The organism is Aeromonas sp. FDAARGOS 1405, from assembly GCF_019048265.1.
Taxonomy (GTDB): domain Bacteria; phylum Pseudomonadota; class Gammaproteobacteria; order Enterobacterales; family Aeromonadaceae; genus Aeromonas; species Aeromonas veronii_A.
The window spans coordinates 2,924,042-2,948,924 of sequence record NZ_CP077311.1; the positions used below are offsets into that span (position 1 = coordinate 2,924,042).

27 protein-coding genes are annotated in these 24,883 nt (G+C 59.8%); 16 read left to right on the forward strand and 11 right to left on the reverse strand.

Annotated elements, in window-relative coordinates:
• The first annotated feature begins 125 nt into the window (after positions 1–125).
• Positions 126–248 (forward strand): hypothetical protein, encoded by a 123-nt coding sequence (locus I6L35_RS21255; protein ID WP_265177312.1) that lies wholly within the window; start codon positions 126–128, stop codon positions 246–248.
• Positions 238–1,272: a 23S rRNA pseudouridine(2604) synthase RluF gene (gene rluF / locus I6L35_RS13640; RefSeq protein ID WP_139741399.1), complete on the forward strand. Its 1,035-nt coding sequence runs from the start codon at positions 238–240 to the stop codon at positions 1,270–1,272. The genes I6L35_RS21255 and rluF overlap by 11 nt, the downstream gene beginning before the upstream one ends.
• Before the next feature lie 53 nt (positions 1,273–1,325).
• Here rluF and I6L35_RS13645 read toward each other — a convergent pair whose 3' ends face one another.
• Both I6L35_RS13645 and I6L35_RS13650 read right to left on the reverse strand, forming a co-directional pair.
• Complete coding sequence (locus tag I6L35_RS13645; RefSeq protein WP_216978454.1) at positions 1,326–2,600, reverse strand: cyanate transporter; 1,275 nt, start codon at positions 2,598–2,600, stop codon at positions 1,326–1,328.
• A complete protein-coding gene (locus I6L35_RS13650; RefSeq protein WP_216978455.1) occupies positions 2,593–3,114 on the reverse strand; it encodes a nucleoside deaminase in 522 nt (173 codons plus the stop codon). Before I6L35_RS13650 ends, I6L35_RS13645 begins: the two co-directional genes overlap by 8 nt.
• 109 nt (positions 3,115–3,223) lie before the next feature.
• Here I6L35_RS13650 and I6L35_RS13655 point away from each other — a divergent pair, with 109 nt between their 5' ends.
• On the forward strand, positions 3,224–4,066 hold the full coding sequence (locus tag I6L35_RS13655; protein WP_216978456.1) for a LysR family transcriptional regulator: 843 nt from the start codon (positions 3,224–3,226) through the stop codon (positions 4,064–4,066).
• Positions 4,067–4,143: 77 nt separating this feature from the next.
• Here the strand turns inward: I6L35_RS13655 and rsmS are convergent, their stop codons facing one another.
• The 3 genes from rsmS to I6L35_RS13670 all read right to left on the reverse strand — a co-directional run bounded on the left by rsmS (position 4,144) and on the right by I6L35_RS13670 (position 5,188).
• On the reverse strand, positions 4,144–4,299 hold the full coding sequence (gene rsmS / locus I6L35_RS13660) for a pleiotropic regulatory protein RsmS (protein ID WP_074042636.1): 156 nt from the start codon (positions 4,297–4,299) through the stop codon (positions 4,144–4,146).
• Positions 4,300–4,394: 95 nt separating this feature from the next.
• Positions 4,395–4,865, reverse strand: coding sequence for an acyl-CoA thioesterase (locus I6L35_RS13665; RefSeq protein WP_216953284.1), 471 nt, complete (start codon positions 4,863–4,865; stop codon positions 4,395–4,397).
• A gap of 20 nt (positions 4,866–4,885) precedes the next feature.
• Entirely contained in the window at positions 4,886–5,188 is a 303-nt protein-coding gene (locus I6L35_RS13670; RefSeq protein ID WP_216978457.1) for a hypothetical protein, read from the reverse strand.
• 142 nt (positions 5,189–5,330) lie between these two features.
• Between I6L35_RS13670 and I6L35_RS13675 the strand changes: the two genes are divergently transcribed.
• A complete protein-coding gene (locus I6L35_RS13675; RefSeq protein ID WP_216953286.1) occupies positions 5,331–5,969 on the forward strand; it encodes a tellurite resistance TerB family protein in 639 nt (212 codons plus the stop codon).
• A gap of 154 nt (positions 5,970–6,123) precedes the next feature.
• Entirely contained in the window at positions 6,124–6,582 is a 459-nt protein-coding gene (locus I6L35_RS13680) for a GNAT family N-acetyltransferase (RefSeq protein WP_216953287.1), read from the forward strand.
• A gap of 93 nt (positions 6,583–6,675) precedes the next feature.
• Here I6L35_RS13680 and I6L35_RS13685 read toward each other — a convergent pair whose 3' ends face one another.
• Positions 6,676–8,091 (reverse strand): PLP-dependent aminotransferase family protein, encoded by a 1,416-nt coding sequence (locus I6L35_RS13685; protein WP_216953288.1) that lies wholly within the window; start codon positions 8,089–8,091, stop codon positions 6,676–6,678.
• A 122-nt stretch (positions 8,092–8,213) separates the two neighbouring features.
• On the opposite strand from I6L35_RS13685, the gene I6L35_RS13690 reads away from it, so the two are divergent.
• The 8 genes from I6L35_RS13690 (at position 8,214) to I6L35_RS13725 (ending at position 14,696) form a co-directional block, all read left to right on the forward strand.
• Complete coding sequence (locus I6L35_RS13690; protein WP_216978458.1) at positions 8,214–9,785, forward strand: cytochrome ubiquinol oxidase subunit I; 1,572 nt, start codon at positions 8,214–8,216, stop codon at positions 9,783–9,785.
• A complete protein-coding gene (gene cydB / locus I6L35_RS13695; RefSeq protein ID WP_216978459.1) occupies positions 9,785–10,924 on the forward strand; it encodes a cytochrome d ubiquinol oxidase subunit II in 1,140 nt (379 codons plus the stop codon). Before I6L35_RS13690 ends, cydB begins: the two co-directional genes overlap by 1 nt.
• Before the next feature lie 16 nt (positions 10,925–10,940).
• Positions 10,941–11,051, forward strand: coding sequence for a cytochrome bd-I oxidase subunit CydX (gene cydX / locus I6L35_RS13700; RefSeq protein ID WP_005337572.1), 111 nt, complete (start codon positions 10,941–10,943; stop codon positions 11,049–11,051).
• A 129-nt stretch (positions 11,052–11,180) separates the two neighbouring features.
• On the forward strand, positions 11,181–12,140 hold the full coding sequence (locus tag I6L35_RS13705) for an MBL fold metallo-hydrolase (RefSeq protein ID WP_216978460.1): 960 nt from the start codon (positions 11,181–11,183) through the stop codon (positions 12,138–12,140).
• On the forward strand, positions 12,133–12,459 hold the full coding sequence (locus I6L35_RS13710) for a hypothetical protein (RefSeq protein ID WP_216978461.1): 327 nt from the start codon (positions 12,133–12,135) through the stop codon (positions 12,457–12,459). Before I6L35_RS13705 ends, I6L35_RS13710 begins: the two co-directional genes overlap by 8 nt.
• A complete protein-coding gene (locus I6L35_RS13715) occupies positions 12,447–13,304 on the forward strand; it encodes a DUF692 domain-containing protein (protein ID WP_216978462.1) in 858 nt (285 codons plus the stop codon). The genes I6L35_RS13710 and I6L35_RS13715 overlap by 13 nt, the downstream gene beginning before the upstream one ends.
• Positions 13,297–14,091: a putative DNA-binding domain-containing protein gene (locus I6L35_RS13720; RefSeq protein WP_216978463.1), complete on the forward strand. Its 795-nt coding sequence runs from the start codon at positions 13,297–13,299 to the stop codon at positions 14,089–14,091. The genes I6L35_RS13715 and I6L35_RS13720 overlap by 8 nt, the downstream gene beginning before the upstream one ends.
• On the forward strand, positions 14,088–14,696 hold the full coding sequence (locus tag I6L35_RS13725; protein WP_005337566.1) for a DoxX family protein: 609 nt from the start codon (positions 14,088–14,090) through the stop codon (positions 14,694–14,696). The genes I6L35_RS13720 and I6L35_RS13725 overlap by 4 nt, the downstream gene beginning before the upstream one ends.
• A 114-nt stretch (positions 14,697–14,810) precedes the next feature.
• Here I6L35_RS13725 and I6L35_RS13730 read toward each other — a convergent pair whose 3' ends face one another.
• Complete coding sequence (locus I6L35_RS13730; RefSeq protein WP_216978464.1) at positions 14,811–15,482, reverse strand: NAD(P)H-dependent oxidoreductase; 672 nt, start codon at positions 15,480–15,482, stop codon at positions 14,811–14,813.
• 143 nt (positions 15,483–15,625) lie between these two features.
• Positions 15,626–16,804: an MFS transporter gene (locus I6L35_RS13735; protein ID WP_216978465.1), complete on the reverse strand. Its 1,179-nt coding sequence runs from the start codon at positions 16,802–16,804 to the stop codon at positions 15,626–15,628.
• Between the two features lie 226 nt (positions 16,805–17,030).
• Between I6L35_RS13735 and I6L35_RS13740 the strand changes: the two genes are divergently transcribed.
• The gene (locus I6L35_RS13740) at positions 17,031–19,001 is read left to right on the forward strand and encodes a TonB-dependent receptor (protein WP_254204449.1); all 1,971 of its coding nucleotides are present in this window, start codon (positions 17,031–17,033) and stop codon (positions 18,999–19,001) included.
• Entirely contained in the window at positions 18,991–20,499 is a 1,509-nt protein-coding gene (locus I6L35_RS13745) for an AbgT family transporter (protein WP_254204451.1), read from the forward strand. Before I6L35_RS13740 ends, I6L35_RS13745 begins: the two co-directional genes overlap by 11 nt.
• 114 nt (positions 20,500–20,613) lie before the next feature.
• Here I6L35_RS13745 and I6L35_RS13750 read toward each other — a convergent pair whose 3' ends face one another.
• A complete protein-coding gene (locus I6L35_RS13750; RefSeq protein WP_216978466.1) occupies positions 20,614–20,997 on the reverse strand; it encodes a DUF6404 family protein in 384 nt (127 codons plus the stop codon).
• A 195-nt stretch (positions 20,998–21,192) separates the two neighbouring features.
• On the opposite strand from I6L35_RS13750, the gene I6L35_RS13755 reads away from it, so the two are divergent.
• Positions 21,193–22,095: a LysR substrate-binding domain-containing protein gene (locus I6L35_RS13755; RefSeq protein ID WP_216978467.1), complete on the forward strand. Its 903-nt coding sequence runs from the start codon at positions 21,193–21,195 to the stop codon at positions 22,093–22,095.
• 171 nt (positions 22,096–22,266) lie between these two features.
• On the opposite strand, the gene I6L35_RS13760 is transcribed toward I6L35_RS13755, so the two are convergent.
• Together I6L35_RS13760 and I6L35_RS13765 are read right to left on the reverse strand one after the other, a co-directional pair.
• Entirely contained in the window at positions 22,267–22,500 is a 234-nt protein-coding gene (locus tag I6L35_RS13760) for a hypothetical protein (protein WP_019446771.1), read from the reverse strand.
• Between the two features lie 192 nt (positions 22,501–22,692).
• Positions 22,693–24,669: a methyl-accepting chemotaxis protein gene (locus tag I6L35_RS13765; protein ID WP_069555018.1), complete on the reverse strand. Its 1,977-nt coding sequence runs from the start codon at positions 24,667–24,669 to the stop codon at positions 22,693–22,695.
• Positions 24,670–24,883: the final 214 nt, after the last annotated feature.

Here is a 24,883-nt window from a genome sequence, read left to right on the forward strand (position 1 = left end):
CGCGGATGCCCGCTTGGGCGCTGCGATCTTGCAACTATCTGCCCCTGAGCGGGGGCAATTATGCTACTGTAGCGGCGTTTTTTGATGGATAAGCTGGCATTGGCCTTTTTTGAAGATGGAATGGTATGCAGAACTTTGACGTAGTGAATTGGCTGATGCAGCAAACAGCCTCCCCGGCGCAGCCGGAACAGGCGATGGCACAACCGGGCGCGGCCCAGACCCTGTGGCAGGTGCACCATGCTGGCTAACGAATCCATGCGCCTGAACAAATACATCAGCGAGAGTGGTATCTGCTCGCGCCGCGAGGCCGACCGCTTTATCGAGCAGGGCCACGTCTTTATCAACGGCAAGCGCGCCGGGATCGGCGATCAGGTGCAGGTTGGCGATCTGGTCAAGGTGAACGGTCAGGTGATCGAGCCGCGCGAGGCGGACAGTCTGGTGCTGATCGCCCTCAACAAGCCGGTGGGCATCGTCAGTACCACGGAGGCGGGCGAGAAGGACAATATCGTCGATTTCGTCAACCACAGCACCCGGGTCTTCCCCATCGGGCGGCTCGACAAGGATTCGCAGGGGCTGATTTTCCTCACCAACCACGGCGATCTGGTCAACAAGATCCTGCGGGCAGGCAACGATCACGAGAAAGAGTATCTGGTGACCGTCGACAAGCCGGTGACCGACGAGTTTGTGCGCGGCATGGCGGCCGGGGTGCCGATCCTTGGTACTGTGACCAAGAAGTGCAAGGTGAAGAAAGAGGCACCGTTCGTCTTTCGCATCACCCTGGTGCAGGGGCTGAATCGCCAGATCCGCCGCATGTGCGAACACTTCGGTTTTGAAGTGACCAAGCTGGAGCGTATCCGCATCATGAACGTCAGCCTCAAGGGGCTGCCGGTGGGCGAGTGGCGCGATCTCACCGACGACGAGCTGATCGATCTGTTCAAGCTGATTGAGGACTCCTCCTCCGAGGTGAAACCGGCCAAAGGCGACAAGCCCAAGGCGGCCAAGGCCCCTGCGGCGCAAACCGCCAAACCGGGGCAGGGCAAGAAGCCGCGCCGCGATGACGATCACGAGATTGGCGGGCGTCCCAATGTGCCGGGCCCGGAAGCTTTCGAGAAGAAGCTGCCGGTGGGCAAGGGTGGCGCGGGCAAAGGTGCCGCCAACAAGGGCGGCGCTGGCAAGGGCAGTGCAGGCAAAGGGGCTCCCGGCAAGGGTGGCAAACCGGCCGCAGGCAAGCCGCGCACCGCTAACACCGGACGGCAGAAGAAGGGGCGCTGAGTTGTCCCTCTGAGTGGCGTCAGCCTCGTCTTGTTATCCCCAACACACCGGCCTCAGGCCGGTGTGTTGCTTTGGGCCGCAGAGCCGGTTGGGAGGGGCGCCGAAAGGGGCTGCTCGCTGGCGGTCGGTAACCGCATGACGCGAGGGTAGTGGCGCGGGTCGAGACGCAGCACCAGCAGGCTCATCAGCAGCAATCCTCCCAGCTGCCACTGCCAGGCGGCCGCGAAGTCGCCCACATAGTGATAGAGCCGCGCCGCCACCCAGGGGCCGGTGGCGGCCAGCATAAAGCCGAAGCCCTGCATCAGGGCGCTTAAGGTGCCCGCACGGCGTGGGTCTGGCAGGTGATCGAGCGCAATCACCATGATGAGGGAAAAGCTGCCGCCAAGACCGGTGCCGCACAGCATGCACCAGAGAATCGGGGCACTGGCTGGTGCCAGCCAGAGGCCGCCAAATCCCGCCAACTGCATGGCAATCGCCAGCCCCATCCATGGCCGCCGATCCAGACTGCGCGCCGCCAGTAGCGGCAAGCCGAGGCCGCTGGCGGTCTGCGCCAGTGCCAGCCAGGCGACCAGCTCGCCAGCCTGCGCAGCGTTCCACCCATTCGCCATATAGGCGGGGGCCAGCCAGGCCACTACGATGCCGTAACCGCTGTTGATAATGCCAAAGCAGACGATCAGCAACCAGCTGCGGGGCAGGGTGATCAGCCGCTGCTCGCCGTGAGGCGCGTGGCTGGTGGCCGTGTGCGGCAGGCGCACCTTGCCGATCAGCCAGCCGAGGGCCAGCAGCAGCGGCAGGCTCCAGAGTGCCAGTGCCTGCGACCAGTCGAGGCTTGCCGCCAGTCGCGGCGTGAGGCTGGCTCCGAGCGCGCCACCTCCCATCATACAGGCGGAGAAGATCCCCATCACCAGCGGTACCTTGTGGGTGAACGCCTGCTTGATCAGCGCTGGCAGCACCCCCTGTACCAGTGCCGACCCCAATCCACAAAGCGCCGCGCTGGCGATCAGCAGGGCGCCGCTCTGGGCATCGAAGCGCATGGCGCTGCCAATGCCGAGCAGCAGCAGGGCCAGCCCCAGCAGTTGGCACGCACTGGCGCGTCTACGCAGGCTGGGGGTGAGCAGCACGCCAATCCCGATGAGCCAGAGCGGCAGCAGGGTAAGCCAGGCGAGGGTGTCCATCCCCAGCGACAGGGCGCGGCCAATCTCGCCGCTCAGCGGGCCGATGGCGGTAAGAAAGGGGCGCAGATTCAGGCCAGTCAGGATCACCAGCACCAGCAGGGCAAACTGCTGGCGGCGCGCTTCTGCCGGGCGTTCAAAAGTCCCTTTACTCATGATCAGGCGCTGCTTGTTGCGGCTGGTGGCCGTAGAGATCCGCCGCCGTCATGGTGACGGCCAGTTTGACCAGCGGCAGAGGTGGCGGTGCCAGCGGCAGTCCCAGCGTTTGATAGGCGGCAGTGCTGTCAAAGCCGAACGGGGCCGCATCGGCGTTATCAAAGGCGTAATAGACGGCGGCTATACCGTTCATCACCAGCGCGCCGAGGCACATGGGGCAGGGGTGACCGCTGGCATAGACGATGCTGCCCGCGAGCGGCGCGCTCTGGCTTGCCTTGCGCAGCGCCTCCAGCTCGGCGTGACGGGTGGGATCGCCATCCAGATGAATGCCGTTGACCGCGCTCGCTACCAGCTGGTCATCGCGCACCAGCAGGGCGGCGAAGGGGCGACCGCCCTGCCGGTGATTTGCTCTGGCCAGTTGCACCGCCTGCTCCAGCCATTGTCGGTGAGTCTGGAGTGAGGTTGATGGGGTGAGCGAGCGAAGAGGGGTAGACGCTACAAGAGGCTGTGACATGATGAAAAACCCTGATTTGACAGAACAAATGCCAGCCTAGCGGCGAAAAAAGTCATTTGGAAATTAAATGATAGAATGAGTTTCAGTGGTTTTGTAAATGGAGTGCCCCATGCTGGATCCCCTGTTGCTGCGCAGTTTTGTCGCCATTATCGACACCGGCAGTTTTACCCGCGCCGGTGAACGGGTTCATCTGACCCAATCCACCATCAGCCAGCAGATCCGCCGCCTTGAGCAGCAGCTTGGCTGTCCGCTGCTGGACCGCTCCGGTCGGCAGGTGGTGGCGACGGCGGAGGGGGAAAAATTGCTGGGGCTGGCCCGCCGCATTCTGGCGCTGCTGGCGCAGGCCGAGGAGCAGGTGAGCGAGGGGAGCTTGTCCCTCAGCCTCGGGGTGCCGGAGGATTTCGCCGCAGGCGCCATTACCCCTGTGCTGGCCGCCTTTGCCCGTGACTACCCCGAGGTGCGGCTGGAGGTGCAAAGTGGCCTGAGCCACGAGATCTGGCAGCGCTTCGAGGCGGGAGAGCTGGATCTGGCGCTGGTCAAGCAGACTCGCGGGCAGGGTTCGCCCCTTGCCAGTTGGCGCGAGCCGCTGGTGTGGGTCGACAGTCGCGACTGGCCCGCACGGGAACGGGATCCGCTGCCGCTGGTGGTGTTCCCGAGCGAAGGGCTCTATCGGCGGCAGATGACCGAGGCGCTCGATGGCCTCGGTCGGCGTTGGCGTATCGCCTATGTCAGCGCCAGCCTTGCCAGCTTGCAGGGGGCGGTGAGCGCGGGGATCGGGGTGAGCTTGCTACCCAAACGGCTGATGCCCGCCGATCAGCTGGCCCTGACCCAGTGGCCCAAGGTGGTGCCGGTGGAGCTGGCGCTCCATGCCGGGGGAAGCGGGAGCGAGCCGCTCACCCGCTTGAGTGCGGCCCTAATCGCCCTCTGTGACGAGGTGATGGGGCCGCAGTGAGTGGCTATGTGGGGGAAAAACTTCTGTGGGGAAAAACTGGCGTCGGAAAGATAAGGCAGAAAAAGTGCGGGGAGGGATCAGTGATCCTTCCCCTCCGCCAGCTTGCGCTCGTAATCCTGTTTCACAATGGCCAGTGCCGCCAGCACCAGCTCGGGAGCCAGCTGGTTGGTCTCCAGCAGTTCAATCAGATCCACCGCGAGTTTTACCTCGGGCGGGGCAGTTTCCAGTGACATGGGCAGGGTTCCGGTTGCGGGAAGAGGGGGGATTATACAGGGGCGCCGCCGCAGGCCGAAAGCGCCCGCTGTATCGGGAAGGGGAATCACCAGGGTCAGAGGTGCTGGCGCATCTCCTTGTCGATCTCCTCGCGCAGGGCGATCAGCTTTTTGGCGTACTGCTGCAACTGCAGATCGCTCTCGCTCACCGGTTGCCACTGAGGTACCGGGGTCGGCTTGCCCTGCTCATCCATCGCCACAAAGATGATGATGCAGTGGGTGGTCTTGTGGCGCTCGGTCTCGGTGGGGTGGCGGCTGTAGACATCTACCGCCAGATGCATGCTGGTGGTACCGGTGTGGATCACCTGGGCGTGCACCTCTACCAGCTGGCCAATCTGGATGGGGCGCAAAAAGCGGATCCCTCCCACATAGACGGTCACCGCATAGCCGCCACACCAGCCAGCGGCGCAGGCATAGCCCGCCTGATCGATCCACTTCATCACCATGCCGCCATGCACCTTGCCGCCGAAGTTGACGTCAGAGGGTTCGGCCAAAAATTGCAGGGTCAGTTCGCGGGGGGGGATCATGCTCTCTCCTTGGTTCGGGGTCATTGACGGTAGCTCTTGCGGTAGGAGTCAGCCTGTTGGCAGGGGGGCAGGTTGTTGAGGTCGGGCCGCTTGTTGCCCTCGCGCTGGCCGAAGCTGGCGAACTCCTGCTGACACGTGTCGGCCTTGCCGCCCTCCTTGATGCAGGCGTCGATCCGCTGTTGCTTGCCCTGCTCGACCAGTTGCTGCTGAGCTTGCTGGCAGGCGGCATCCAGCTTGGCCTGCTGGGCTGAGCGATCCAGCTCGCTGGCGGCACTGGCAGTGCCGCACAACAGCAGAACCACGAAAGGGGTGATGATGCGCATCCTGATGCTCCTTGTTGACCTGTTTCAGGTATACCGCGAATGGCGGCAGGATGCACAGGGGGGCGGCGCAATAATGGGGCCCATTCACTCTTGGTTCATGACGCCAGCGCCAGCATGGGGCGAACAATAGCGAGGTGTCACGATGAAACAGATGCTGGAACAGTTACTGGGGGCTGGCAAAGGCTGGCTCAACGAAGGCGGCGACAAGCGCAAGGGGCAGATGCAGGGAGCGCTGGCCGGTGGCGCGCTCGGTATGCTGCTGGGCAATAAAAAAGTGCGCAAATATGGCGGCAAGGCCGCTGCCGTGGGCGGCGCGGCAGCCCTTGGCGGGCTGGCCTACAAGCTCTATCAGGATTGGCAGGCCCAGCAGGCGGCACCCGCCCAGCCTACCCATCCCGTCAGTACCCTGGAAGGCAATGCGCTGGACGCCCGCGCGGCCCTCTTGGTGCGCGCCATGGTGGCGGCAGCCCGTGCCGATGGCCATATCGACGGCGCCGAGCGCCAGAAAATTCAGGAGTACCTGACCGAACAGGGTCAGAGCGATGTGGCCCGCTGGATTGACGCCGAGCTGGCCCGTCCCCTCGATCCTCACGCACTGGCGCGGGAAGTGACCGACATGGAGCTGGCCACCGAGGTCTATCTCGCCTCCCTGCTTGCCATCGAGGTGGATCACTTTATGGAGCGCGGTTATCTCGACGAGCTGGCGCGCGCCCTCAAGCTCGATGACAACCTCAAGGGAAGCATCGAGCGGCAGGTGGCTCAGCTTAACGCCCCCGCCTGATATCCCTCACCGCCATGGATTGCCGATAACGCCCCGTTCATGGGGCGTTGTTGTTTCTGCTGCCCGTCAAAAGATGCGGATGAGCCTATTTGGATTGCTGAGCACAGCCCCTAAGATGGCGCAGGACCATCACCATTTTTGCAAGGAGCAACCGTTGGAAATACGCAAGGCAACAGCACTGGATATAGACGCCATTGTCGAGCTGAATCGGCAGATAGGAGAGATCCACCATCAGCACTATCCCGAGGTGTTCTGCCCGCCGTCACCAGAGGAGCGGGCATTTTTGCTCGATGCCATTGCCGCAGAAGGGCGTCTGTTCTGCGTTGCCGAGCAGGATGGCAGGGTGGTGGGCTTTTTGACGGCGCGGATCGATATCAATGATTCTGTGCCGTTTCTCACCCGTGCGCCGATCTGCCGCATCGGCTCCGTGGTGGTGGATGAGCAGCACCGCTCCCATGGGATTGGCAAGGCGCTGATCGCCCATTGCGATGAGTGGGCCAAGGCCCGTGATGCTCAGCAAATCCGGCTGGAGGTGATGGCCTTCAACGAGCGCGCCAAAGCCCTCTACGAGGCGCTGGGCTTCAAGGTGCAGTCGCAGATCATGGCCAGATGATCAGTTTTTGATGGCGAGACAAGGCGCGTCACTCCCCAACTACAAAGGCCCGTTGCGGGCCTTTGTTCGTTTCGCCAACGGCTCTTTGCCACGTTATTTTTCACCGAGCTGCGCGGCAATCAGCTCCGCCAGCCGGGTGAGGGCCTGCTCCAGCTGCTCGCTCCAGGGATGGGAGCTGTTGAGGCGCAGGCAGTGGTTGTGTTGCCCCTGACTGGAGAAGAGCGCGCCGGGGGCCACTGAAAAACCGCTGCCCAGAGCCTTGGCGTGCAGGGCGCGGCTGTCGAAATGGGCAGGCAGCGCCAGCCAGAGGAAGTAGCCGCCATCGGGGGAGGAGATCCGCACCTCGTCCGGCAACAGTCGTTGCAGGGCCGCCCGCATCTGCTGCTGGCGCTGGGCCAGGGTGTGGCGCAGGCGGCGAAAGTGGGCATCGACCCCGCCCTGGCGCAGCATCTCGGCCAGCGCCAGCTGGCTCGGTACATTGGTGGAGAGGGTGGACATCAGTTGCAGCCGCTGCACCCGCTCGGCATGGGGCCCCGCCACTACCCAGCCGACCCGAAAGCCCGGTGCCAGACACTTGGAAAAGGAGCTGCAGAGCAGGCTGTCGCCACGCTGATCCCAGTGGCGGATCGGCTTGGGGCGCTCGCGGCCGAAGTAGACCTCCGCATAGACGTCATCCTCCACCAGCGGCACCCCGTGGCTGTTGAGCAGTTCCATCAGTTGCGCTTTGTGACCATCCGGCATGGTGTGGCCCAGCGGGTGCTGTACATTGCCCATCAGCCAGCACGCCTTGATCGGCATCTGGCTGAGGGCATCTTCCAATAGCGCCAGATCGATGCCCACCCCCGGGATCACCGGGATCTCCACCGCCTTGAGTTTCAGCCGCTCGATGGCCTGCAGGGCGCCATAGAAGGTGGGGGACTCCACCACCACCCAGTCACCGGGCTCGGTCAGCACCTGCAGGCTGAGGGAGAGCGCCTCCATGGCGCCGGTGGTGATGATGATCTCCTGCGGATTGACCGCCACTCCGTCGCTGGCGTAGCGCTGGGCGATGGCGCGGCGCAGCGCTTCGTTGCCGGGGGGCAGGTCGGCCACCGTGCTGAAGGGATCGAGCTTGCGCATGCAGCTGGCCAGGGCCCGCCCGAGCTGGGGATGGGGGAACAGGGTCGGGTCTGCCACTGACATGCCAAGGGGCACCAGATCCCGCGATTTGCTCGCCTGCAACACCTCGAACACCAGATCGTTGATATCCACCGAGCCGCTGTAGTGGGTCTGGCTCGGCGTGTGCTGCACGACCTGTGGTGAGGCGGCTTTGACGTAGTAACCGGACTGGGGGCGGGCGAGGATCCGCCCCTGACTCTCCAGCAGTTGATAGGCCTGCAGCACCGTCATGGGGCTGAGCCCGTGGGTCTTGCAGCTCTGGCGAATGGAGGGGATGCGCTCCCCCGGTTGCCAGATACCATCGTCGATCTGGCTTTGCAGGCGGTCGGCCAACTGCTGGTAAAGAGACATGATCTGGATCAACTGTTATAGGTGTAATTCAATATAACTGCATCTGTTATAGGTGTCATGCTCCGTGATGTACTTGTCACGCACGAAACGTGCAAGGCAAATACAACAAAAGAGAGTGACGCATGATCAATCCGGATGACGTGGTCAGCCTGTCTCGCCTGCAATTTGGCGCCACGGCCCTGTTCCACTTCCTGTTTGTGCCCCTCACGCTGGGGCTGTCCTGGATCCTGGTGATCGCCGAGTCGGCTTATGTGATGACCGGCAAGGTGATCTATCAGGACATCACCCGCTTCTGGGGCAAACTGTTTGGCATCAACTTCGTCATGGGGGTCACCACGGGGATCACCATGGAGTTTCAGTTCGGCACCAACTGGGCTTACTACTCCCACTATGTGGGGGACATCTTCGGTACTCCGCTGGCCATCGAGGGGCTGATGGCCTTCTTCCTCGAATCGACCCTGGTGGGGCTCTTCTTCTTCGGTTGGGACAAGCTCTCCCGCGGCAAGCACCTGCTGGTGACCATGCTGGTGGCGCTCGGCTCCAATCTCTCGGCGCTCTGGATCCTGATCGGCAACGGCTGGATGCAAAACCCGGTGGGGGCCGAGTTCAACCTGCTGACCCAGCGCATGGAGCTGGTGGATATCGCCGCCGTGCTGTTCAACCCGGTGGCGCAGGTGAAGTTCGTTCACACCGTCGCGGCGGGCTATGTGGCGGCCTCCATGTTTGTGATGGGGGTGAGCAGCTGGTATCTGCTGCGCAAGACCGAGGTGCAGTTTGCCCTGCGCTCTTTTGCCATCGCCTCCGGCTTCGGACTGGCGGCCATCCTCTCGGTCATCGTGCTCGGGGATGAGTCGGGCTATCGCACCGGCGAGGTGCAGAAGGTGAAGCTCGCCGCCATCGAGGCGGAGTGGGAGACCGAGCCGGCACCAGCTTCCTTTACCCTGTTCGGCTTCCCGGATCAGCAGGCGCAGACCACCCATGCCGCCATCAAGATCCCGTATCTGATGGGGATCATCGCCACCCGCTCCATCGACGAGGCGGTGACCGGCCTCAAGGATATCAAGGTGCAGAACGAGGCACGCATTCGCAGCGGCATGGTGGCGGCAGAGGCCCTCGACCAGATCCGTCGGGGCGATGACAGCCCGGCCAACCGCGCTCGCTTCGAGCAGCACGGCAAGGATCTCGGCTACGGCATGCTCCTGACCCCCTATGCCAGCAATATCGCCAAGGCCGGTGAGGCAGAGATTGCCAAGGCGGTCGATGACTCCATCCCGCCGGTGGCACCGCTGTTCTGGGGCTTTCGGGTGATGGTGGGGCTTGGCGTCACCATGCTGGGGCTGATGGTAGTGAGCTTTGTCCAGCTCTGCCGCAACCGGCTGCAAGACTCACCGCGCCTGCTCAAGACCCTGCTCTGGAGCATTCCGCTGCCCTGGATTGCCATCGAGGCGGGCTGGCTGGTGGCCGAGCTTGGCCGTCAACCCTGGACCATCAGCGACGTGCTGCCGGTCTCGGCCTCGGTCTCTTTGCTTCAGCCGGGCCAACTCTGGTTCAGCCTGATCGCCATCTGTTCCATCTACACCCTGTTGCTGGTGGTGGAGCTGTTCCTGTTGCGCCATGTGATCCGCAAGGGGCCCGCCATTCTCCATACCGGCCGCTACAGCGGTGAACAACCCGAACTTGCGAGGATCGCCTGATGGATTACGCAACCCTGAAACTCATCTGGTGGGCGCTGGTGCTCTTCATGATGGTCGGTTTTATCGTGATGGATGGCTTCGATCTCGGCATCGCCATGCTGCTGCCGGTGGTGTCGAAAGATGACGACGACCGCCGTCTGGTGATCAACAGCGTGGGGCCGGTGTGGGAGGGTAATCAGGTGTGGCTGATTGCCGGTGCCGGTGCCCTGTTCGCCGCCTGGCCGCTGGTCTATGCCGCCGCCTTCTCGGGGCTTTATATCCCCATGGTGGTGCTGCTGCTCGGGCTCTTTCTGCGTCCGGTCGGCTTTGACTATCGCAGCAAGCTGGCCGATCCGGTGTGGCGCCGCTGGTGGGATCGGGCGCTGGTGGCCGGTGGCCTGATACCGGCGCTCATCCTCGGTGCGGCTATCGGTCTGGTGATGGAGGGGCTGCCGTTTCGCTTCGACACGGCGCTGCGCCTGCACTACGGCGCGTTCGACTTCCACTGGGGCTGGCTGCTCTCGGTGCTGGCCACTGCCATCAGCCTGTTGCTGCTGCACGGCGCCGGTTTTCTGCAAGCCAAGGTGACCGGCACCCCAGCGCTGCGCGCACGGGGGATCGCCATCCTGCTGGCCCCGCTGGTGAGCCTCTGCTATCTGCTGGCCGGCTGGCATCTGGTGGATCTGCAAGGGTTTCAGCTGACCGGTGTCGGCACACACCCCTTTGACCCGAATGCTGCTATCAGCCCGCTGATGAAGGGGGTGATCCCCCACGCCGGAGGCTGGCTGCGCAACTATTTTGACTATCCGCTGCTGTGGCTGGTGCCGATCATCGGGGCGCTGGCGCCGCTGGTGAGCGGGATTGCCTCCTGGCTGGAGCGGGGCCGGATTGCGCTGCTGGCCAGCGCCATCGCCTGCGCCGCCATGCTCTGCTCGGTGGCCATCGCCCTGTTCCCCTTCGTGCTGCCCTCATCCCTCGATGCGGTCAGCAGCCTGACCCTGTGGGACAGCACCTCCAGCTACAAGACCCTGGCCATCATGTTCGGCCTCGTGCTGGTGCTGATGCCGGTCAACCTGGGCTACACCGGCTGGGTCTATCGGGTGGTGCGCGGCAAGCTCGACCGTGCCCGCATCAAGCGCGACAGCCATCAACTCTACTGACCTCAAGGGATCTGCTATGTGGTACTTCACCTGGATTTTGGGCCTCGGATTCGCCCTGCTGCTGGGCCTGTGCAACCTGCTCTGGCTGGAAGCGCGCTGGCAGGCGGACGAACGGGACGGCAACTGACGGCGGGGGCTCGCGCCTCGCCACGGCCGGTGGTTGACGTTCACACGTCGCCATCGGCCCCTCTATCCCCCTCTTTAAACGACACAAACGACACACTTTCAACCGACAACCAACCGACAGGTAATTGTGATGAAACAGAGATTGAAAGCGGTGGTGCTGGCCATCGGGTGCGCGCTCACCGTCGCCCCGGCCTGTGCCGAACCGGTACAACTGACGCCACTGGATAAAACTTTCACCCTGCAGGTGCTCGGCAGTGGTGGCCCCATCTCCGACGACCTGCGCGCCTCCTCCAGCGAGGTGATCTGGTGGAAGGGGAAATCGCGCATCCTGATCGATGCCGGTGGCGGCGTCTACCTGCGCTTCGGCCAGGCGGGGGCCAAGCTCGAAGAGGTCGATTTTATCGGCATCACCCACTTTCACACCGACCATGTGACCGACCTGCCCGCCCTGCTCAAGGGGGCCTATTTCTTCGAGCGCAGCGATCCGCTGGATCTGGCGGGGCCGCAAGCCGGCTCGGCCTTCCCCAGCATGAGCGGCTACTTTGATGCCCTCTTCAACAAGGAGAAGGGCGCTTATGCCTACCTGAGCGGCTTCAAGGATGGCACCGATGGCCTCTTCCCCATCACCCTCCATGATGTGCCCTACCAGAGCCCACAGCCCCACACCGTCTATCAGCAGGATGGGCTGACCATCACCGCGCTCGGCATCCCTCACGGTGACGTGCCCTGTCTGGCCTATCGCATCGAGAGCGCCGAGGGGACCATCGTTATCTCGGCGGATCAGAACGGCAGCAACCCGGCCTTTGTGCCGTTTGCCAAGGGGGCCGACATTCTGGTGATGCCGCTCGCTATCCACGAAGGGGCCGACCCGGTCTCCGCCTCACTTCACGCCAAGCCATCTGTGGTGGCCAAGATTGCCGCCGAGGTGAACCCCAAGCTGCTGGTGCTCAACCACTGGATGGGGGTTGGCCTCAATCACAAGAAAGAGGCGATGGCCATCGTCAAACAGCAGTTCCACGGCCAGATCGTGGCCGCCCGCGATCTCTCCAGTTACCCCGTTTCATCAGTCAAGGAGTCCGCCCATGAGTAACTCAAGCAGCAACAAAACCAACAAACTGACCCTCTCCATCGCCATGACCAGCCTGATTGTCCTGACCCCGGGGCTGGCGCTGGCGGCCACCCCGAGCGATGCGCCGGTCAAGGCCGCCCCCAGCGAACAGCACGGCGGCAAGTGCGCGGCAGGCAAGTGCGGCACCGAGAAGCGCTTTGAAAAGCAAGCCCTCGACAGTGATCCGCAGGGGCGGCTGGTGCGCGCCCGCGATGGCAAGTGTGGCGTGGCGGGCGAGGGGATTGATGGCGACAAATCCAGCCAGGGCAGCAAGATGACGGAGGGGGTATGCGGCCAATAAGCTCCCGCAGTCGGGGGATCGGGCTGCGCCAGGAGCATCTGGATGCGCTCTGCTCCTGCCCCGTCCGCCCCGGCATCGACTTTCTCGAGCTGGCGCCGGAGAACTGGATGGCCATCGGCGGAGCCAAGCGGGCGCAGCTGCATCAGCTGGCCGAGCGTTACCCGCTGGTTGCCCACGGCCTCAGCCTCTCCCTCGGCGATTGCCAGCCCCTCAATCGCACCCTGCTCAGCCAGATCCGCACCTTTCTGGATGAGTTCGGCATCGAGATCTACAGCGAGCACCTGAGCTTTTCCCGCGACCAGCAGGGGTATCTTTACGAACTGCTACCGGTGCCGCGTCAGTGGGAGAACATCCCCTATCTGGCAGAGCGGATCGCGCAGGTGCAGGAGGCGCTGGCCCGCCCGCTGGTGCTGGAAAATATCTCCTACTACCACGGCTATGACCATGAGATGCCGGAGGAGGATTTTCTCGCCGAGCTGGTGGCGCGCAGCGGCTGCGAGCTGCTGCTCGATATCAACAACGTCTTTGTGAACAGCCGCAACCACGGTTACTGCCCCAAGCGGATGATCGCCGGGCTGCCGAGCAATGCGATCCGTTACTTCCATATCGCCGGTCATCTGGAAGAGGCAGACGGCACTTTATTGGATACCCATGGCAAACCGGTGTGCGAGGAGGTGGTGGCGCTGGCCCGTTATACGGTGCAGACCCACGGCCTGCGCCCCCTGCTGCTGGAGCGGGATCACCATCTGCCACCGCTGGCAGAGCTGGAGGCCGAGCTGGCGAGGGTGCATGGCTCCTGTTGCGAGGCGATTGACAGTCAGGTGCGGGAGGTGCGCTATGGATAGACGGTTATCTCTGATCACTGCGCCCAAAACGGCGCCGCAGCGGATGCAGCAGCAGACCGCCTGGCTGGCGAGCCGGGTGCGGCTGCCGCAGGATGGCATTGCCTGCCACTATGCCCGCAGCGTGCGCGCCAATGTGGCGTCGGTGCTGGAGAGCGCTTTTCCGCTCACCCACGCTCACTGGGCGCCGGTGGACAGAGGGCAGCTGGTGGAGGGCTTTGTCATCGCACACGGCGCCGAAGCCCCCGAGTTTCACCATATCGCCACCGAGTTTGTCCGCTATGTACAGCATCGCCACGGCGAGGGTTCCCTCAACTGGCCAAGGCAGCGGCTGGCGCTGCTGGAGTACGAGTGGGCCTGCCTCTGTGTCGAGATTGACCAAGGGGGGGTACCGCAAGTGCTACCGGTGGAGGAGGTGACGGCGGAGAGTCCGCTTTTGCTCAATCCCACCCTGCAACTGCTTGAGCTCCCCTTTGCCATTCGTCGCAGCGGCGTGGTGCCGACCCGGCAGGGCAACCACTTCTATGGCCTGTTTCGCAGCCCGGGGCATCAGGTGGTGACCCAGCGGTTGCGCGAATGGGATGTGGCGCTGATCCAGTTGCTGCAACAGCAACCGGGGATCACCCAAGCCGCGTTCCAGCAACAGGTGCAACAGGTTCGCAGTGATTTTGATCTGAGCGAGTGGGCTCGCCATTTTTACCGGCTGGGTCTGCTTACCCTGCCCGTTGGCGAGCGCCAGCCCAGCACCCCCTTGCCCCCATTTAGCAAACACCAAGGAGAATTCCCATGAACAACACCCTTATCCAGTGGTACGAGCGGGCGGTGGCCCAGTGCAAGCGGCTCGATTTTCTGGCCCTGCTGGCCATTCGCCTCTATCTCATTCCGGTCATCTATGTGGGGGCCCACTCCAAGGTGATGGGCTTTGCCGGCACGGTCGCCTGGTTTGGTGCCCCGGTCTCGGAAGGGGGGCTCAACCTGCCGTTCCCGACCCTGCTCGCCTTTCTGGCGGCGGGCACCGAGGTGCTGGGCTGCATCTGCATCGCCCTTGGCCTCTTTACCCGCATCATGGCCATTCCCACCATCTTCCTGATGAGCGTGGCGAGCGCCATGGTGCACTGGAAGCACGGCTGGGACGCCATCGCCACCGGCAGCATGGAGGCCACTGTGCGCCTCAACGGCTTTATCGAGTGGCTGGCCGCCAATTTCCCCGGTCGCTACAACTACATCACGGAGCTCGGGGATCCCGTGATGCTCAACAACGGGATGGAGTTTGCCGCCACCTATTTCGTGATGCTGCTGGTGCTGCTGGTTTACGGCGGGGGCCGTTACGTCAGCCTCGACTACTGGCTCAAACGTGCCGTGACCGGCAAAGCAGGCGTGCAACAGGCGGCATAAGACCCGCCAACGGATAACAAAAACCATAACGACAGAGCGTGAAAAACAGCGAGCGGCCGGGTGCCGCTCGCTGTTTTTGTGCTTTTGGGGGGAGAGTGTCAGCTGCGTCAGCCGTTACTGGTAGCGGCCGACCGCGATGGGGGACTCCTGCTCAATCTGGCCAAGGCGCTCGGCCCACTGGGCGAGCCAGGCTTCCCGCTCTTCTTGCGAGACCCGCACCGGGGCATAACAGATATGGGGGCGCAGCACGTCGAAGCCGACAAATTGCAGGATCCCGCGCTGGATGGGGCGCAGCACCCCGTCGATATCGCCGTTGAAGCCGTCGGGCAGATAGGTCTCGGCAGGGCCGCCGGTGGTGAGGCTCAGCAACGCCCGCTTGCCGCGAAACTTGCCGCTCTCGTAGATATGGCCCTGACCGTAGACCCGCCCCATGGCAAAGACCCTATCCACCCATCCCTTGAGGATGGCGGGCAGGCCAAACCACCAGAGCGGGAACTGGAAGATCAGCAGGTCGGCCGCCTCCAGCTTTTGCATCTCCTGCTCCAGCGGCGGGGCAAAGCTGCCCTGCTCGGTGGCAGCCAGCTCTTCGAGTTGCAGCTTGAGAAAATCGGGATCGCTGGCGGCAGTGAAGTTGCGCCGATCCGAGACGGGATCAAAGCCCATGGCATAGAGATCGCTGGTCATCACTGTGTGGCCCGCCTGTTCCAGCGCCCTGATGGCGTGGCAGAAGAGGGCACCGTTGAAGCTTTTGGGTTCGGGATGGGCATAGACGATAAGCACCTTCATAACAGACTCCGTGGCAAATGATGCGAGGGTGACCGGCTTGGTTGCTGAAACAGTTGCCGGGTTGAGGCTGTGTCACAGCATAGAAGCCTGCCGCGCCGATTGCAGCAGGCGCCACGCCCTTGCGTGACGCCTGCTGGCGCAACTTATGCCTGACAGGCGGCGAGCCGGAGGGCTTCGCGGCGCTCGCTGACATGGGTCAGCCCGTAGGCCAGCAGCACGATAAGGGCGCCGATCCAGGGGGTATGCATCAGGCCGAGGTGCTCTACCACCAAGCCACCGACCACGGAGCCGAGCGCAATGCCGACGTTGAAGGCGGCAATATTGAGGCCCGATGCCACATCCACCGCCTTGGGGGTGTGCAGCTCGGCCTGCTTCACCACCAGTACCTGCAGACCCGGCACGTTGCCGAAGGCAAAGGCGCCCCACACCAGCACGGTGAGCACGGCCAGCACCGGATGGGGTGCGGTGAAGGTGAGGGCCAGCAGCACCAGCGCCAGACCGGCAAACAGCAGTTTCAGTGCGGGCAATGGGCCCATCTTGTCGGCCAGCTTGCCACCCCAGATATTGCCGACGGCAACCGATACCCCGTAGACCAGCAGGATCAGGCTCACCGCACCGGCGCTAAAGCCGCTCACCTGCTGCAGGATGGGGGCGAGGAAGGTAAACGCAGTGAAGGCGCCACCATAACCGAGGGCGGTCTTGGCGTAGACCAACAGCAGTGGCTTCTTGGTCAGTACCGAGAGCTGTTCGCGGATGGTCGAGGCAGCTCCCTTGGGCAGGTTGCCCGGGATAAGCAGCAGGCTACCCACCATGGCGACCAGACCCAGCAGGCTCACCACCAGAAAGGTTTCACGCCAGCCAAAGACCTGACCAATCCAGGTACCGAGTGGTACGCCGGTTACCAGCGCCACGGTGAGGCCGCTGAACATGATGGCGATGGCGCTCGCCGCCTTCTCTTTGGCCACAAGACCCGTGGCGATGGTGCTGCCCACCGAGAAGAAGACCCCGTGCGCCAATCCGGTGAGGATGCGGGCCACGATCAGGCTCTCGTAACCCGGGGCCTGCCAGGCCAGCAGGTTGCCGGCGGTAAAGAGTGCCATCAGCCCCACCAGCAGCCACTTGCGCGGCACCTTGCCGGTGAGCGCCGTGAGCACAGGAGCGCCGATGGCTACGCCAAGGGCATAGAGGCTGACCAACAGGCCCGCCGAGGGAAGCGAGACATTGAGCTGCTGGGCTATGGTGGGGATAAGCCCCACAATCACAAATTCGGTAGTGCCGATCGCAAAGGCACTTAAGGTAAGGGCAAATAACGCCAGTGGCATAACAACTCCTTGGTTAGGGACTCCCGACGGGAGAATGGCGCCAGTATGCCGATGGGTTTTGTTGGCAAAAATGATGACAACATCAAATTACTTTTGCCAAATCAGCAGCAATGATAAGGCGTATCAGGCGGCAGGAACGGTTGAGAAAAGGACACCGGTAATCCGGGATAGAGGAAGTAACGACTAATAGGCTGATTTGGGTCATAAAGCCGTTTTTTAATCACCCATGAATATCAGTAATGAAAAACAATGCAAAATGATAATAATTTCCATTATAATGCGCAATTTATCGTATAATAAATCACTTAAAATGAATATAAATAATCTAAAAGTCCGAACGCCTTACATATTGAGTGCACTGATACTTCCTGCACATGTTGCAATTGCCGAGAATATTGCTGATGAAACCATGGTGGTAACAGCAACCGCCGGAAAGGAAAAAAATCTTCTTGAAGCCCCTGCAACCATGACCTTGATCGATGGTCAGGAGCAGAGTAAATATCAAATGACGGGGGATGTCGGTGATCTTTTGGTCGATGCTCCGGGCGTCAATATATCAACCCAGGCTAATGGTTCCCGTAGCATTCGCATTCGTGGCCTGAGCAATGATTACACGCAAGTGTTGTTGAATGGTCGCCGTTCTTATACCAAAGAAGCGCTTTGGCGTGGCAGTGACAGTGCATTAAGCCTTACCCCTACAGTAGCCGTTGATAGAGTCGAAGTTATTCGTGGCCCGATGTCTACCCTTTACGGTGCCGATACCATGGGGGGCGTTGTGAATGTGATAACGCGCAAACACAATGGTGCTGCTGAAGGGGCAATGAGTGTTGAAGGGCAATACAACCAGGGTGATCGAGGTGGTAATGGCCAGGTTTATGGATTGTATTACTCCATGCCTGTCAACGATGCATTGAGTTATACCGTATATGGCAACTATCTGGATATCGCCGAGTCATTTTATGCTGACTACCCTGATGCGACCAAGCGTCGCGGGCAAGAAAACTACAACTTGGTAAATACCTTCGATCTTGCTATTAATGACCAGCATTCATTAGCGCTTGATATTCAGCTATCCAATGAAGAGCAGTTGGGTACTGCGATGTTCAACAATCGGTATTATGAACAGCAACGCCGTCTGCAAAGCTACACGCTAGGATATGGCTACCAATCCTCACGACTGAACGTTGATGCCAATCTCTATTACAGTGACTTTGATGTCCAGTATGATCTCCTCACATCAAATAGTACTGAGCATAATTATGGTGGTGATGCCAAAGCCATATTATCGTTCAATCAATATGACATTACGTTTGGCACTGAAACCCGCAATGCCAAAGTAGACAATATTAGTTTTAAGGGGGGCTCCGCAGACAGAAAGAGTTCTGCAGCTTACGTTGAATTCAATCATGCATTGACTGACGCAACTACCTTGACCCTGGGTGGGCGATATGATCATGATTCATTGTTTGGCAGCGAGTTTACCTACCGTGGCTATCTCACCCAAGGGGTAGCTGAGAACTGGAGTATGAAAGCTGGTGTGGGGACGGCATTTAAAGCACCCAGCCTGGCTCAAATATCCCCATATTATTCAGCTCCTGGCTGTGGCGGTCGCTGTAATATTTATGGTAACTCGGCCCTGAAAGCAGAAACTGGCACATTCAGTGAATTGGGGATGTATTATACCAATGGTACTACGTTAGCCAGCGCAACAGTATTCTATAATCAGGTTGATGACATTATTCAACAAGCAAAGAAAAAAAATGGTGACTACACCTTCGTCAATATAGACAAGGCCACTCTGAAAGGCTTGGAACTGTCTGCTACGCATCAATGGGAATATATTGGTCTGGATGCTTCATATACATATCTTGATGCAAAAGATGATTATTCCGGAGACAGACTGGTTGGTACGTCAGAGCATGAAGCTTCGCTCAAGGCGACATGGTATGCTAACTATGCATTAAATATTTTCACTCGGTTGCATTATCGTAGTGAAGTGCGTGGCGAGCTTGGCAATAATGATGTGTCTGATCCATATACCACCCTGGATCTTGGCATGAGTTACGACCTTGCCAATGGAGTGGCACTGAAGATGGGGGTTAACAACCTGATGAATAAAGATGTGTCCAGCCCGGATACGTACACTGAGGTCATTCAGGGAAGAACTTATTATACCGGCATTAATTATGAATTCTAAAACCATGAAAAGGTCTGTTTTTGATAGTATTGAGCGATGGGGAAATCGACTTCCCCATCCGGTGTTCTTGTTCATTTGGCTATCTTTGATAGTCATGGTCGTCTCTTTTATTGCTGCCAAAGCACAACTCTCTTACACCCTGCCTGGCGAGAACACTCAGTACGTTCATAATATGCTGTCATTGGCCGGTATTCGAGAATGGCTTGGTGGCAGTGTTAAAGAGTTTATTAACTTCCCTCCTTTGGGCATAGTCATTATAGCGACGATAGGTATCGGGCTTGCTGACTCTTCCGGATTGATTAGCTACTCGGTGCAACGGTTAGTAAATAAAACTGGAAAATGGCAACTGACCATCAGCATTATGGCTCTGGGGATAGTTTCGAATGTGGTTGGCGCAGTTGGTTATATTGTTTTGATACCTCTGGCGTGCCGTGCCTATCAGGCTGCGGGTCGCTCACCCTTGGTCGGACTTGCAACGGCTTTTGCCGGTGTCGCGGGAGGGACGCATGCAACTATATTCATTACAACCTATGATGTGGTGATTGCTGGTATCACTACATCGGCAGCCCAGCTCATCGATCCTGAATACAGTGTTAGCCCATTGGCGAATTACTTTTTTATGAGTGCCAGTGTCCTTCTATTAGTCGCAGTGGGGTCTTTTATTTCTATCATGGTAGTAGAAAAACGGCAGCATCGGCTAATTGATAATGATGCTACTGATAGTCATCTAATTAGCCATGATATTCCCTGCAATAAGAAAAATGACAGGGCCATGCTGGCTTCTGGTAGCGTATTTCTTTCTGCGATCATCTTCTTTGTTTTATCGGCGGCAGTGCCGGGGAATTGGCTGGCACCCAATGAAGGGCAGCAACTCGCTCGCAGCGAAATCATTAGTGGTCTACCAATAGTTATTTCTATTACTTTTGGCTTGAGTGGTTTAACTTACGGTTATCTATCTGGTAGTTTTCGGGGTGAGCAAGATCTCATCAAGGCATGCCAAAAGAGTTTAAGTCAGCTAGGATTATTTTTGCTGATTATTTTTGTGGCATCCCAGCTGATATATATATTCAAGTTAAGCCAACTTTCAGGCGTGTTGGCCATGTCGATGAGCAACATGGTTGCAGATCTGTCATTGCATCCTGCATTCATTTTGCTACTGGTTGTTATTCTCTGTGCGTTCCTCAATCTCTTTATGGGTTCACCTGTTGTCCAGTGGAGCCTTATGGCGCCAGTGCTTATACCATCACTGTTCTATGTAGATATACCTTTGGAGGTGACCCAAGCTGCATTCAGAATCGGTGACTCGGTAACCAATATCATTAGTCCACTGTTTGGCTACTTGGGGCTTATATTGGCGACGGCGCAAGACTATGACAAAAATGCCAAGTTAGGCACATTAATGTCATTAATGTTGCCGTTTAGCATGGCGTTCTTGTTTGCATGGACGGCCCTCTTGCTGTTCTGGGTATATGTATTGCAGTGGCCCATGGGGATGTAGCAGGAGATTGTCATGCCCCTCATTCCAATGAGGGGCTCTTTTCAACCTGATTTCTGACGGGCAAAGGCAATAATGTGCCCAGAACTCCTGCTTCATAACAATGCCAACGGATTATCAATCCGGTTGCTTTGTGATATCTGTTGCCGAGGATGGCAATCTTTCCCAAGGGGTCAGTTTAAGCTGCCTGGAGCGTAGCCTGAAGAGACTCGCCATGATGATGCCTGTTAATCCGGCAAACAGGGCTGTCTGGCGTAGGGCAAATAGTGGGTCTATCTCTAAGGGTTGCCAGCTGAAAAACCACAACAGAATGCTCCAGATCAGGCCAAGGCCGATGCCAAATACCAGAAAGTTGGTTAGCCAGCCCTCGTACTGAGGCGGTTTGACAGACCAACCCAGTTGGCGCAACAACCAGAACAAGGGGGGATTGTAGTTGGCATGCCATACCCCCTTGTTAGCCAGCTCCTGATGGGCGGCGGCCAGCCGTTCTTCAAATGTCATGTTATTCATCCTTGTGAAATTAAAGGTGCCATACGGTGCTTTTTAGGCTGCATTGTACTGACAAATCGCGAGCATGATGTGGGCTCGTGGTCACGTTCTTTCTCTGTAGAAAAAAAGAACTGGCCTCACCGCACGCTTGCCAATCCACAGCAGCTACGCCTATAAAGACTCATTACTCTTGTCCGGATAACAGTAATGAAGACCCATTCTGATGAACTGACCCTGTTTGTGGCGGTGGTGGAGGCGGGCAGTTTTCGCCAAGCGGCGGAGAACCTCGGCATGGATAACTCGGTGGTGAGCCGTGGCATCAAGCGGCTGGAGGAGAAGCTCTCCACCGTGTTGCTCAATCGCACCACCCGCCGTGTCAGCCTGACCGAGGAGGGGAGCTGGTTCTATCAGCGGGCGGTGAAGATCCTGACCGAGATGAGCGAGGCGGAGGGGCATCTGCTGATGCGCCGGGAACAACCCGAAGGGGTGTTGAGAGTCGATGCCGCTACCCCCTTTATTCTGCACCGGCTGGTGCCGATCATCGGCGAGTTTCGCCGCCGCTACCCTGCCATCGAGCTACAGCTGCACAGCTCGGAGGGCTTTATCAATCTGATGGAGCGGCGGGTGGACATGGCCATCCGCATCGGCGAGCTGACCGACTCCTCCCTGCGCGCGCTGCCGCTGGGCCGTTCGCGGTTGCGGCTGCTGGCCTCTCCTGCTTACTTGAGCGAGCGCGGCACCCCACGCCAACCGGCGGATCTGTTGAGCGGTCACGAGCTGCTCGGTTTTTTGCATCCCGATCACCTCAACCACTGGCCGCTGCTCAGTGCCGAGCAGGGGGATCGCTTTGCCATCACCCCCACTCTGCGTGCCAGCAGCGGCGAAACCTTGCGTCAGCTGGCGCTGGCGGGGCAGGGGATCGTCTGTCTGTCGGATTTCATGACCGGGCCGGATCGGGAGAGCTGCGCGCTGGTGGAGGTGCTGGCCCGCAGTAACAGCGGCGCCTCGCGCCCCATCAATGCGGTCTTCTACTCCGATGCCCAGAGGGATATCCGGCTGCGGGTTTGGCTCGATTTTCTCAAGGAGCAGCTGGGCAGCCATACCCTGTAGTTCAGGTTGGTTTGTGCGGTTTGTTTGAACGGTTCGTCGCTGCGGTTTGCTTAACGAAAAACAAGCCGCGCCTTCGTTGCGGCCCATCAGCATTAGCCTGGCGGCAGATAAACAGACGGCCGACTTGAGGGTCGGCCGCCGGTTCGGGAAGGTGTGTGAGCTGAAGCGCAGTTAGCGGGGCAGTTTGCCCCATACCCGGCTGAGCAGGGCGCCGCCGATCACCGGCGGAATGGCCAGCAGCAGGGTCCACTGCCAGGAGAGGCCGCCGACGGTGGCAGCCAGTACGATACAGGTGAGCACCACCAGTTGGGCCACCATCATCAGGAAGGTGCCTTCGCGGGGGGTCAGTGTCTCTTTTTGAGTGGCGACGTGAGCTACGGGCGCTTGATTGGTGGTCGGTTTCATGGCGATATCCCTCTGTTGAGTCTGATATCACTAAGCAATGGCCGTTCCACATTTTTTATGTTATTTATCAGTGATTTGTACTGTTTTTCGTCATTCCCGTTTCGAGAGCGCAGGCAAAATGATTTGCAAAATGAAAACGCCACCCTGAGGTAGCGTCTTGGTTATTGAGAGGGAGAGGGGGAATCGCCGGGTCTAGCCAATCCGGTATTGGCGGATCTGCTCGTCGATGGCTTTGGCCAGTTCGAACAGTTCGCGGCTGGCAGCATTGCTCTCCTGCGCGTGTTCCCGCTGGTGTTCGGCCACCATGGCCAGCTCGTCAAGCGCCGTTCTGGCTTGCCCCATCTGTTGATTCTGCGCCTGCGCCAGCGCGCTGATCTCGTTGATCTCGAGGGCGGTCTGGTTGATCTGGCTGGTGGCATCAACCAGCACCTCTCTGGCCTGATTCATCCGGTTGTATCCCTCTTCGCTCAGGTTGCGGGAGTCTGCCATCGAGCTGCTGGCCTGCCGGGTTCCCTCCTGCAGGCGCAAGATAAGATCCTGCACATCCTTGGTGGCGGTCTGGGTACGCACCGCCAGCTGGCGTACCTCGTCGGCCACCACCGCAAAGCCCCGTCCCATATCCCCTGCCCGAGCCGCTTCGATAGCCGCATTGAGGGCGAGCAGGTTGGTCTGGTTCGAGACATCGCGGATGAGGTTCATGATCTGGGTGATGTTGTTGCTGTCTTTCACCACCTCATCGAGCAGGGCCGAGGAGCTGCCGATGCTGCTGCGCAAGCTGTCGAGTTGCGCGGCGCTCTGGGTCACATCCTGCTCGATGCTGAGCATATGGTTGGCGATGCGTTGGGTCACGTCGTTGACCCCTTCAGAGCGGCTGGCGATCTGCTCGGCGTTGTCACCGATGGTGGTGACCACAGTGGTCAGCTCCTGAATGCTCTGGGCCTGCTGGCACGCTTCTCCTGCCAGTGCCTGGGCCTGCTGCATGGATTGGGACGACTGGGCGGAGAGGGCGCTGCCTGACTGCTGGAAGCGGGAGAAGCTCTGGTTAAGACTCTGGATCAGCCGGTTGAAGCTTTGGGCCATCAGCCCCAGCTCCGACTCGTCAGAGAAGTCGAGGCGGGTCGCCAGATCCCGATCGGCGGTGATGTGGTGCATGCCATCGGCAGCCTGACGAATGGGGCGACTGATGGAGTGAGCCAGCCAGGCGGAGGCCAGCATGGCGATCCCGCCGATGGCGAGCGACACCATGATGATCAGCTGGCGGGATTCCTGCAGTCCCTCTTCCAGCTCGGCGCTGTTGATCTCGCCAATCAGCAGCCGGTTGAGGGTGGGGATGTAACGCACCGCGATGAGGTAGGTTTGTCCCTCCAGCGTTAGCGCCTCTACGGCCACCTGTTCCCGGGCATTGGGAATAAGCCGCTTGACGGTATCGAGGAAGGATTGCTGGTGGTGGGCGGCCCCCTCCACCTCCTGCTCGGGGTGGATCTCGATATTGCCCTCCATGTCCGCCAGATAGACCTGACCGCTCTTGCCGATCCGGTAGCCGCTGATGAGCTTGCTCAGGGCACTCATGTCAATGGAGGTGCCTGCCACCGCCAGAGTCTTGCCCTCGTGGGTGACGGCGGTGTTGATATAGAGGGAGGCTCGCTTGTCAAAATCCGAGATGTCGAGGTTCAGCTCATAGGGTTTGCTGCGTTTGAGAAAGCCGAAAAACCACCCATCTTTCGGGTCTGATTCGCTAAGCGATTTCTGGGCGGTGGGGCCGCCGCTGAAGTTGATCAGGGTGTTGCTCTGGCGGGGGGCGATAAAGACGTTGCCGCCGATCCGCCGTTGCAGATCCTGAAAGTAGCGCTCCATGGCGGGCCACTCTTGCTCTGGCATGCCAGCGGTCAGCCAGTCGATGACAAAACGGTTGCTGGCCAGCGCCTGCGCTTCGGTCAGGTGCTGGATAAGCTGCGCTGTGAGCTGGTTGGCAATGCGATCCACGCTGCTTGGCAGCTCGTAGCGCTCGACCCGCTGCTGGGCCTGACTGTGGGATATCTGCTCGAGGATCAAGGTGATGCAGCTGATGGCGATGGCCATCAGTATCGCCACGCCAGCGAGGATCCGGGTGCGGATCCCGAGCCCTGACCAGAGTGAGTGCAGTGTAAAACGGTGTATCGCCCTCTCCATATCGCTCTCCTCATAAATAAGGTCGCATATGCGACCCAGATGATGATTATAGATAGAGAACTCAATTGCGTTGTGACGGATGGTAACAACAGAGGGCGGCAGAAAAACAGGAGGGAGCAATGAGCGGGGAAGGGGGCAGAAACCGGCAAGGGAAAGCAAAAAAGAGAGGCCGACATTGCGGTCGGCCTCTTTGGTGTTTATCTCAACGGAATGT

Coding starts and splice junctions, on each gene's coding strand:
- I6L35_RS21255 (WP_265177312.1), top strand. CDS start 126: ATGCAGAACTTTGACGTAGTGAATTGGCTGATGCAGCAAACAGCCTCC.
- rluF (WP_139741399.1), top strand. CDS start 238: ATGCTGGCTAACGAATCCATGCGCCTGAACAAATACATCAGCGAGAGT.
- I6L35_RS13645 (WP_216978454.1), bottom strand. CDS start 2,600: ATGAGTAAAGGGACTTTTGAACGCCCGGCAGAAGCGCGCCGCCAGCAG.
- I6L35_RS13650 (WP_216978455.1), bottom strand. CDS start 3,114: ATGTCACAGCCTCTTGTAGCGTCTACCCCTCTTCGCTCGCTCACCCCA.
- I6L35_RS13655 (WP_216978456.1), top strand. CDS start 3,224: ATGCTGGATCCCCTGTTGCTGCGCAGTTTTGTCGCCATTATCGACACC.
- rsmS (WP_074042636.1), bottom strand. CDS start 4,299: ATGTCACTGGAAACTGCCCCGCCCGAGGTAAAACTCGCGGTGGATCTG.
- I6L35_RS13665 (WP_216953284.1), bottom strand. CDS start 4,865: ATGATCCCCCCCCGCGAACTGACCCTGCAATTTTTGGCCGAACCCTCT.
- I6L35_RS13670 (WP_216978457.1), bottom strand. CDS start 5,188: ATGCGCATCATCACCCCTTTCGTGGTTCTGCTGTTGTGCGGCACTGCC.
- I6L35_RS13675 (WP_216953286.1), top strand. CDS start 5,331: ATGAAACAGATGCTGGAACAGTTACTGGGGGCTGGCAAAGGCTGGCTC.
- I6L35_RS13685 (WP_216953288.1), bottom strand. CDS start 8,091: ATGTCTCTTTACCAGCAGTTGGCCGACCGCCTGCAAAGCCAGATCGAC.
- I6L35_RS13690 (WP_216978458.1), top strand. CDS start 8,214: ATGATCAATCCGGATGACGTGGTCAGCCTGTCTCGCCTGCAATTTGGC.
- cydB (WP_216978459.1), top strand. CDS start 9,785: ATGGATTACGCAACCCTGAAACTCATCTGGTGGGCGCTGGTGCTCTTC.
- cydX (WP_005337572.1), top strand. CDS start 10,941: ATGTGGTACTTCACCTGGATTTTGGGCCTCGGATTCGCCCTGCTGCTG.
- I6L35_RS13705 (WP_216978460.1), top strand. CDS start 11,181: ATGAAACAGAGATTGAAAGCGGTGGTGCTGGCCATCGGGTGCGCGCTC.
- I6L35_RS13710 (WP_216978461.1), top strand. CDS start 12,133: ATGAGTAACTCAAGCAGCAACAAAACCAACAAACTGACCCTCTCCATC.
- I6L35_RS13715 (WP_216978462.1), top strand. CDS start 12,447: ATGCGGCCAATAAGCTCCCGCAGTCGGGGGATCGGGCTGCGCCAGGAG.
- I6L35_RS13720 (WP_216978463.1), top strand. CDS start 13,297: ATGGATAGACGGTTATCTCTGATCACTGCGCCCAAAACGGCGCCGCAG.
- I6L35_RS13725 (WP_005337566.1), top strand. CDS start 14,088: ATGAACAACACCCTTATCCAGTGGTACGAGCGGGCGGTGGCCCAGTGC.
- I6L35_RS13730 (WP_216978464.1), bottom strand. CDS start 15,482: ATGAAGGTGCTTATCGTCTATGCCCATCCCGAACCCAAAAGCTTCAAC.
- I6L35_RS13735 (WP_216978465.1), bottom strand. CDS start 16,804: ATGCCACTGGCGTTATTTGCCCTTACCTTAAGTGCCTTTGCGATCGGC.
- I6L35_RS13740 (WP_254204449.1), top strand. CDS start 17,031: ATGAATATCAGTAATGAAAAACAATGCAAAATGATAATAATTTCCATT.
- I6L35_RS13745 (WP_254204451.1), top strand. CDS start 18,991: ATGAATTCTAAAACCATGAAAAGGTCTGTTTTTGATAGTATTGAGCGA.
- I6L35_RS13750 (WP_216978466.1), bottom strand. CDS start 20,997: ATGACATTTGAAGAACGGCTGGCCGCCGCCCATCAGGAGCTGGCTAAC.
- I6L35_RS13755 (WP_216978467.1), top strand. CDS start 21,193: ATGAAGACCCATTCTGATGAACTGACCCTGTTTGTGGCGGTGGTGGAG.
- I6L35_RS13760 (WP_019446771.1), bottom strand. CDS start 22,500: ATGAAACCGACCACCAATCAAGCGCCCGTAGCTCACGTCGCCACTCAA.
- I6L35_RS13765 (WP_069555018.1), bottom strand. CDS start 24,669: ATGGAGAGGGCGATACACCGTTTTACACTGCACTCACTCTGGTCAGGG.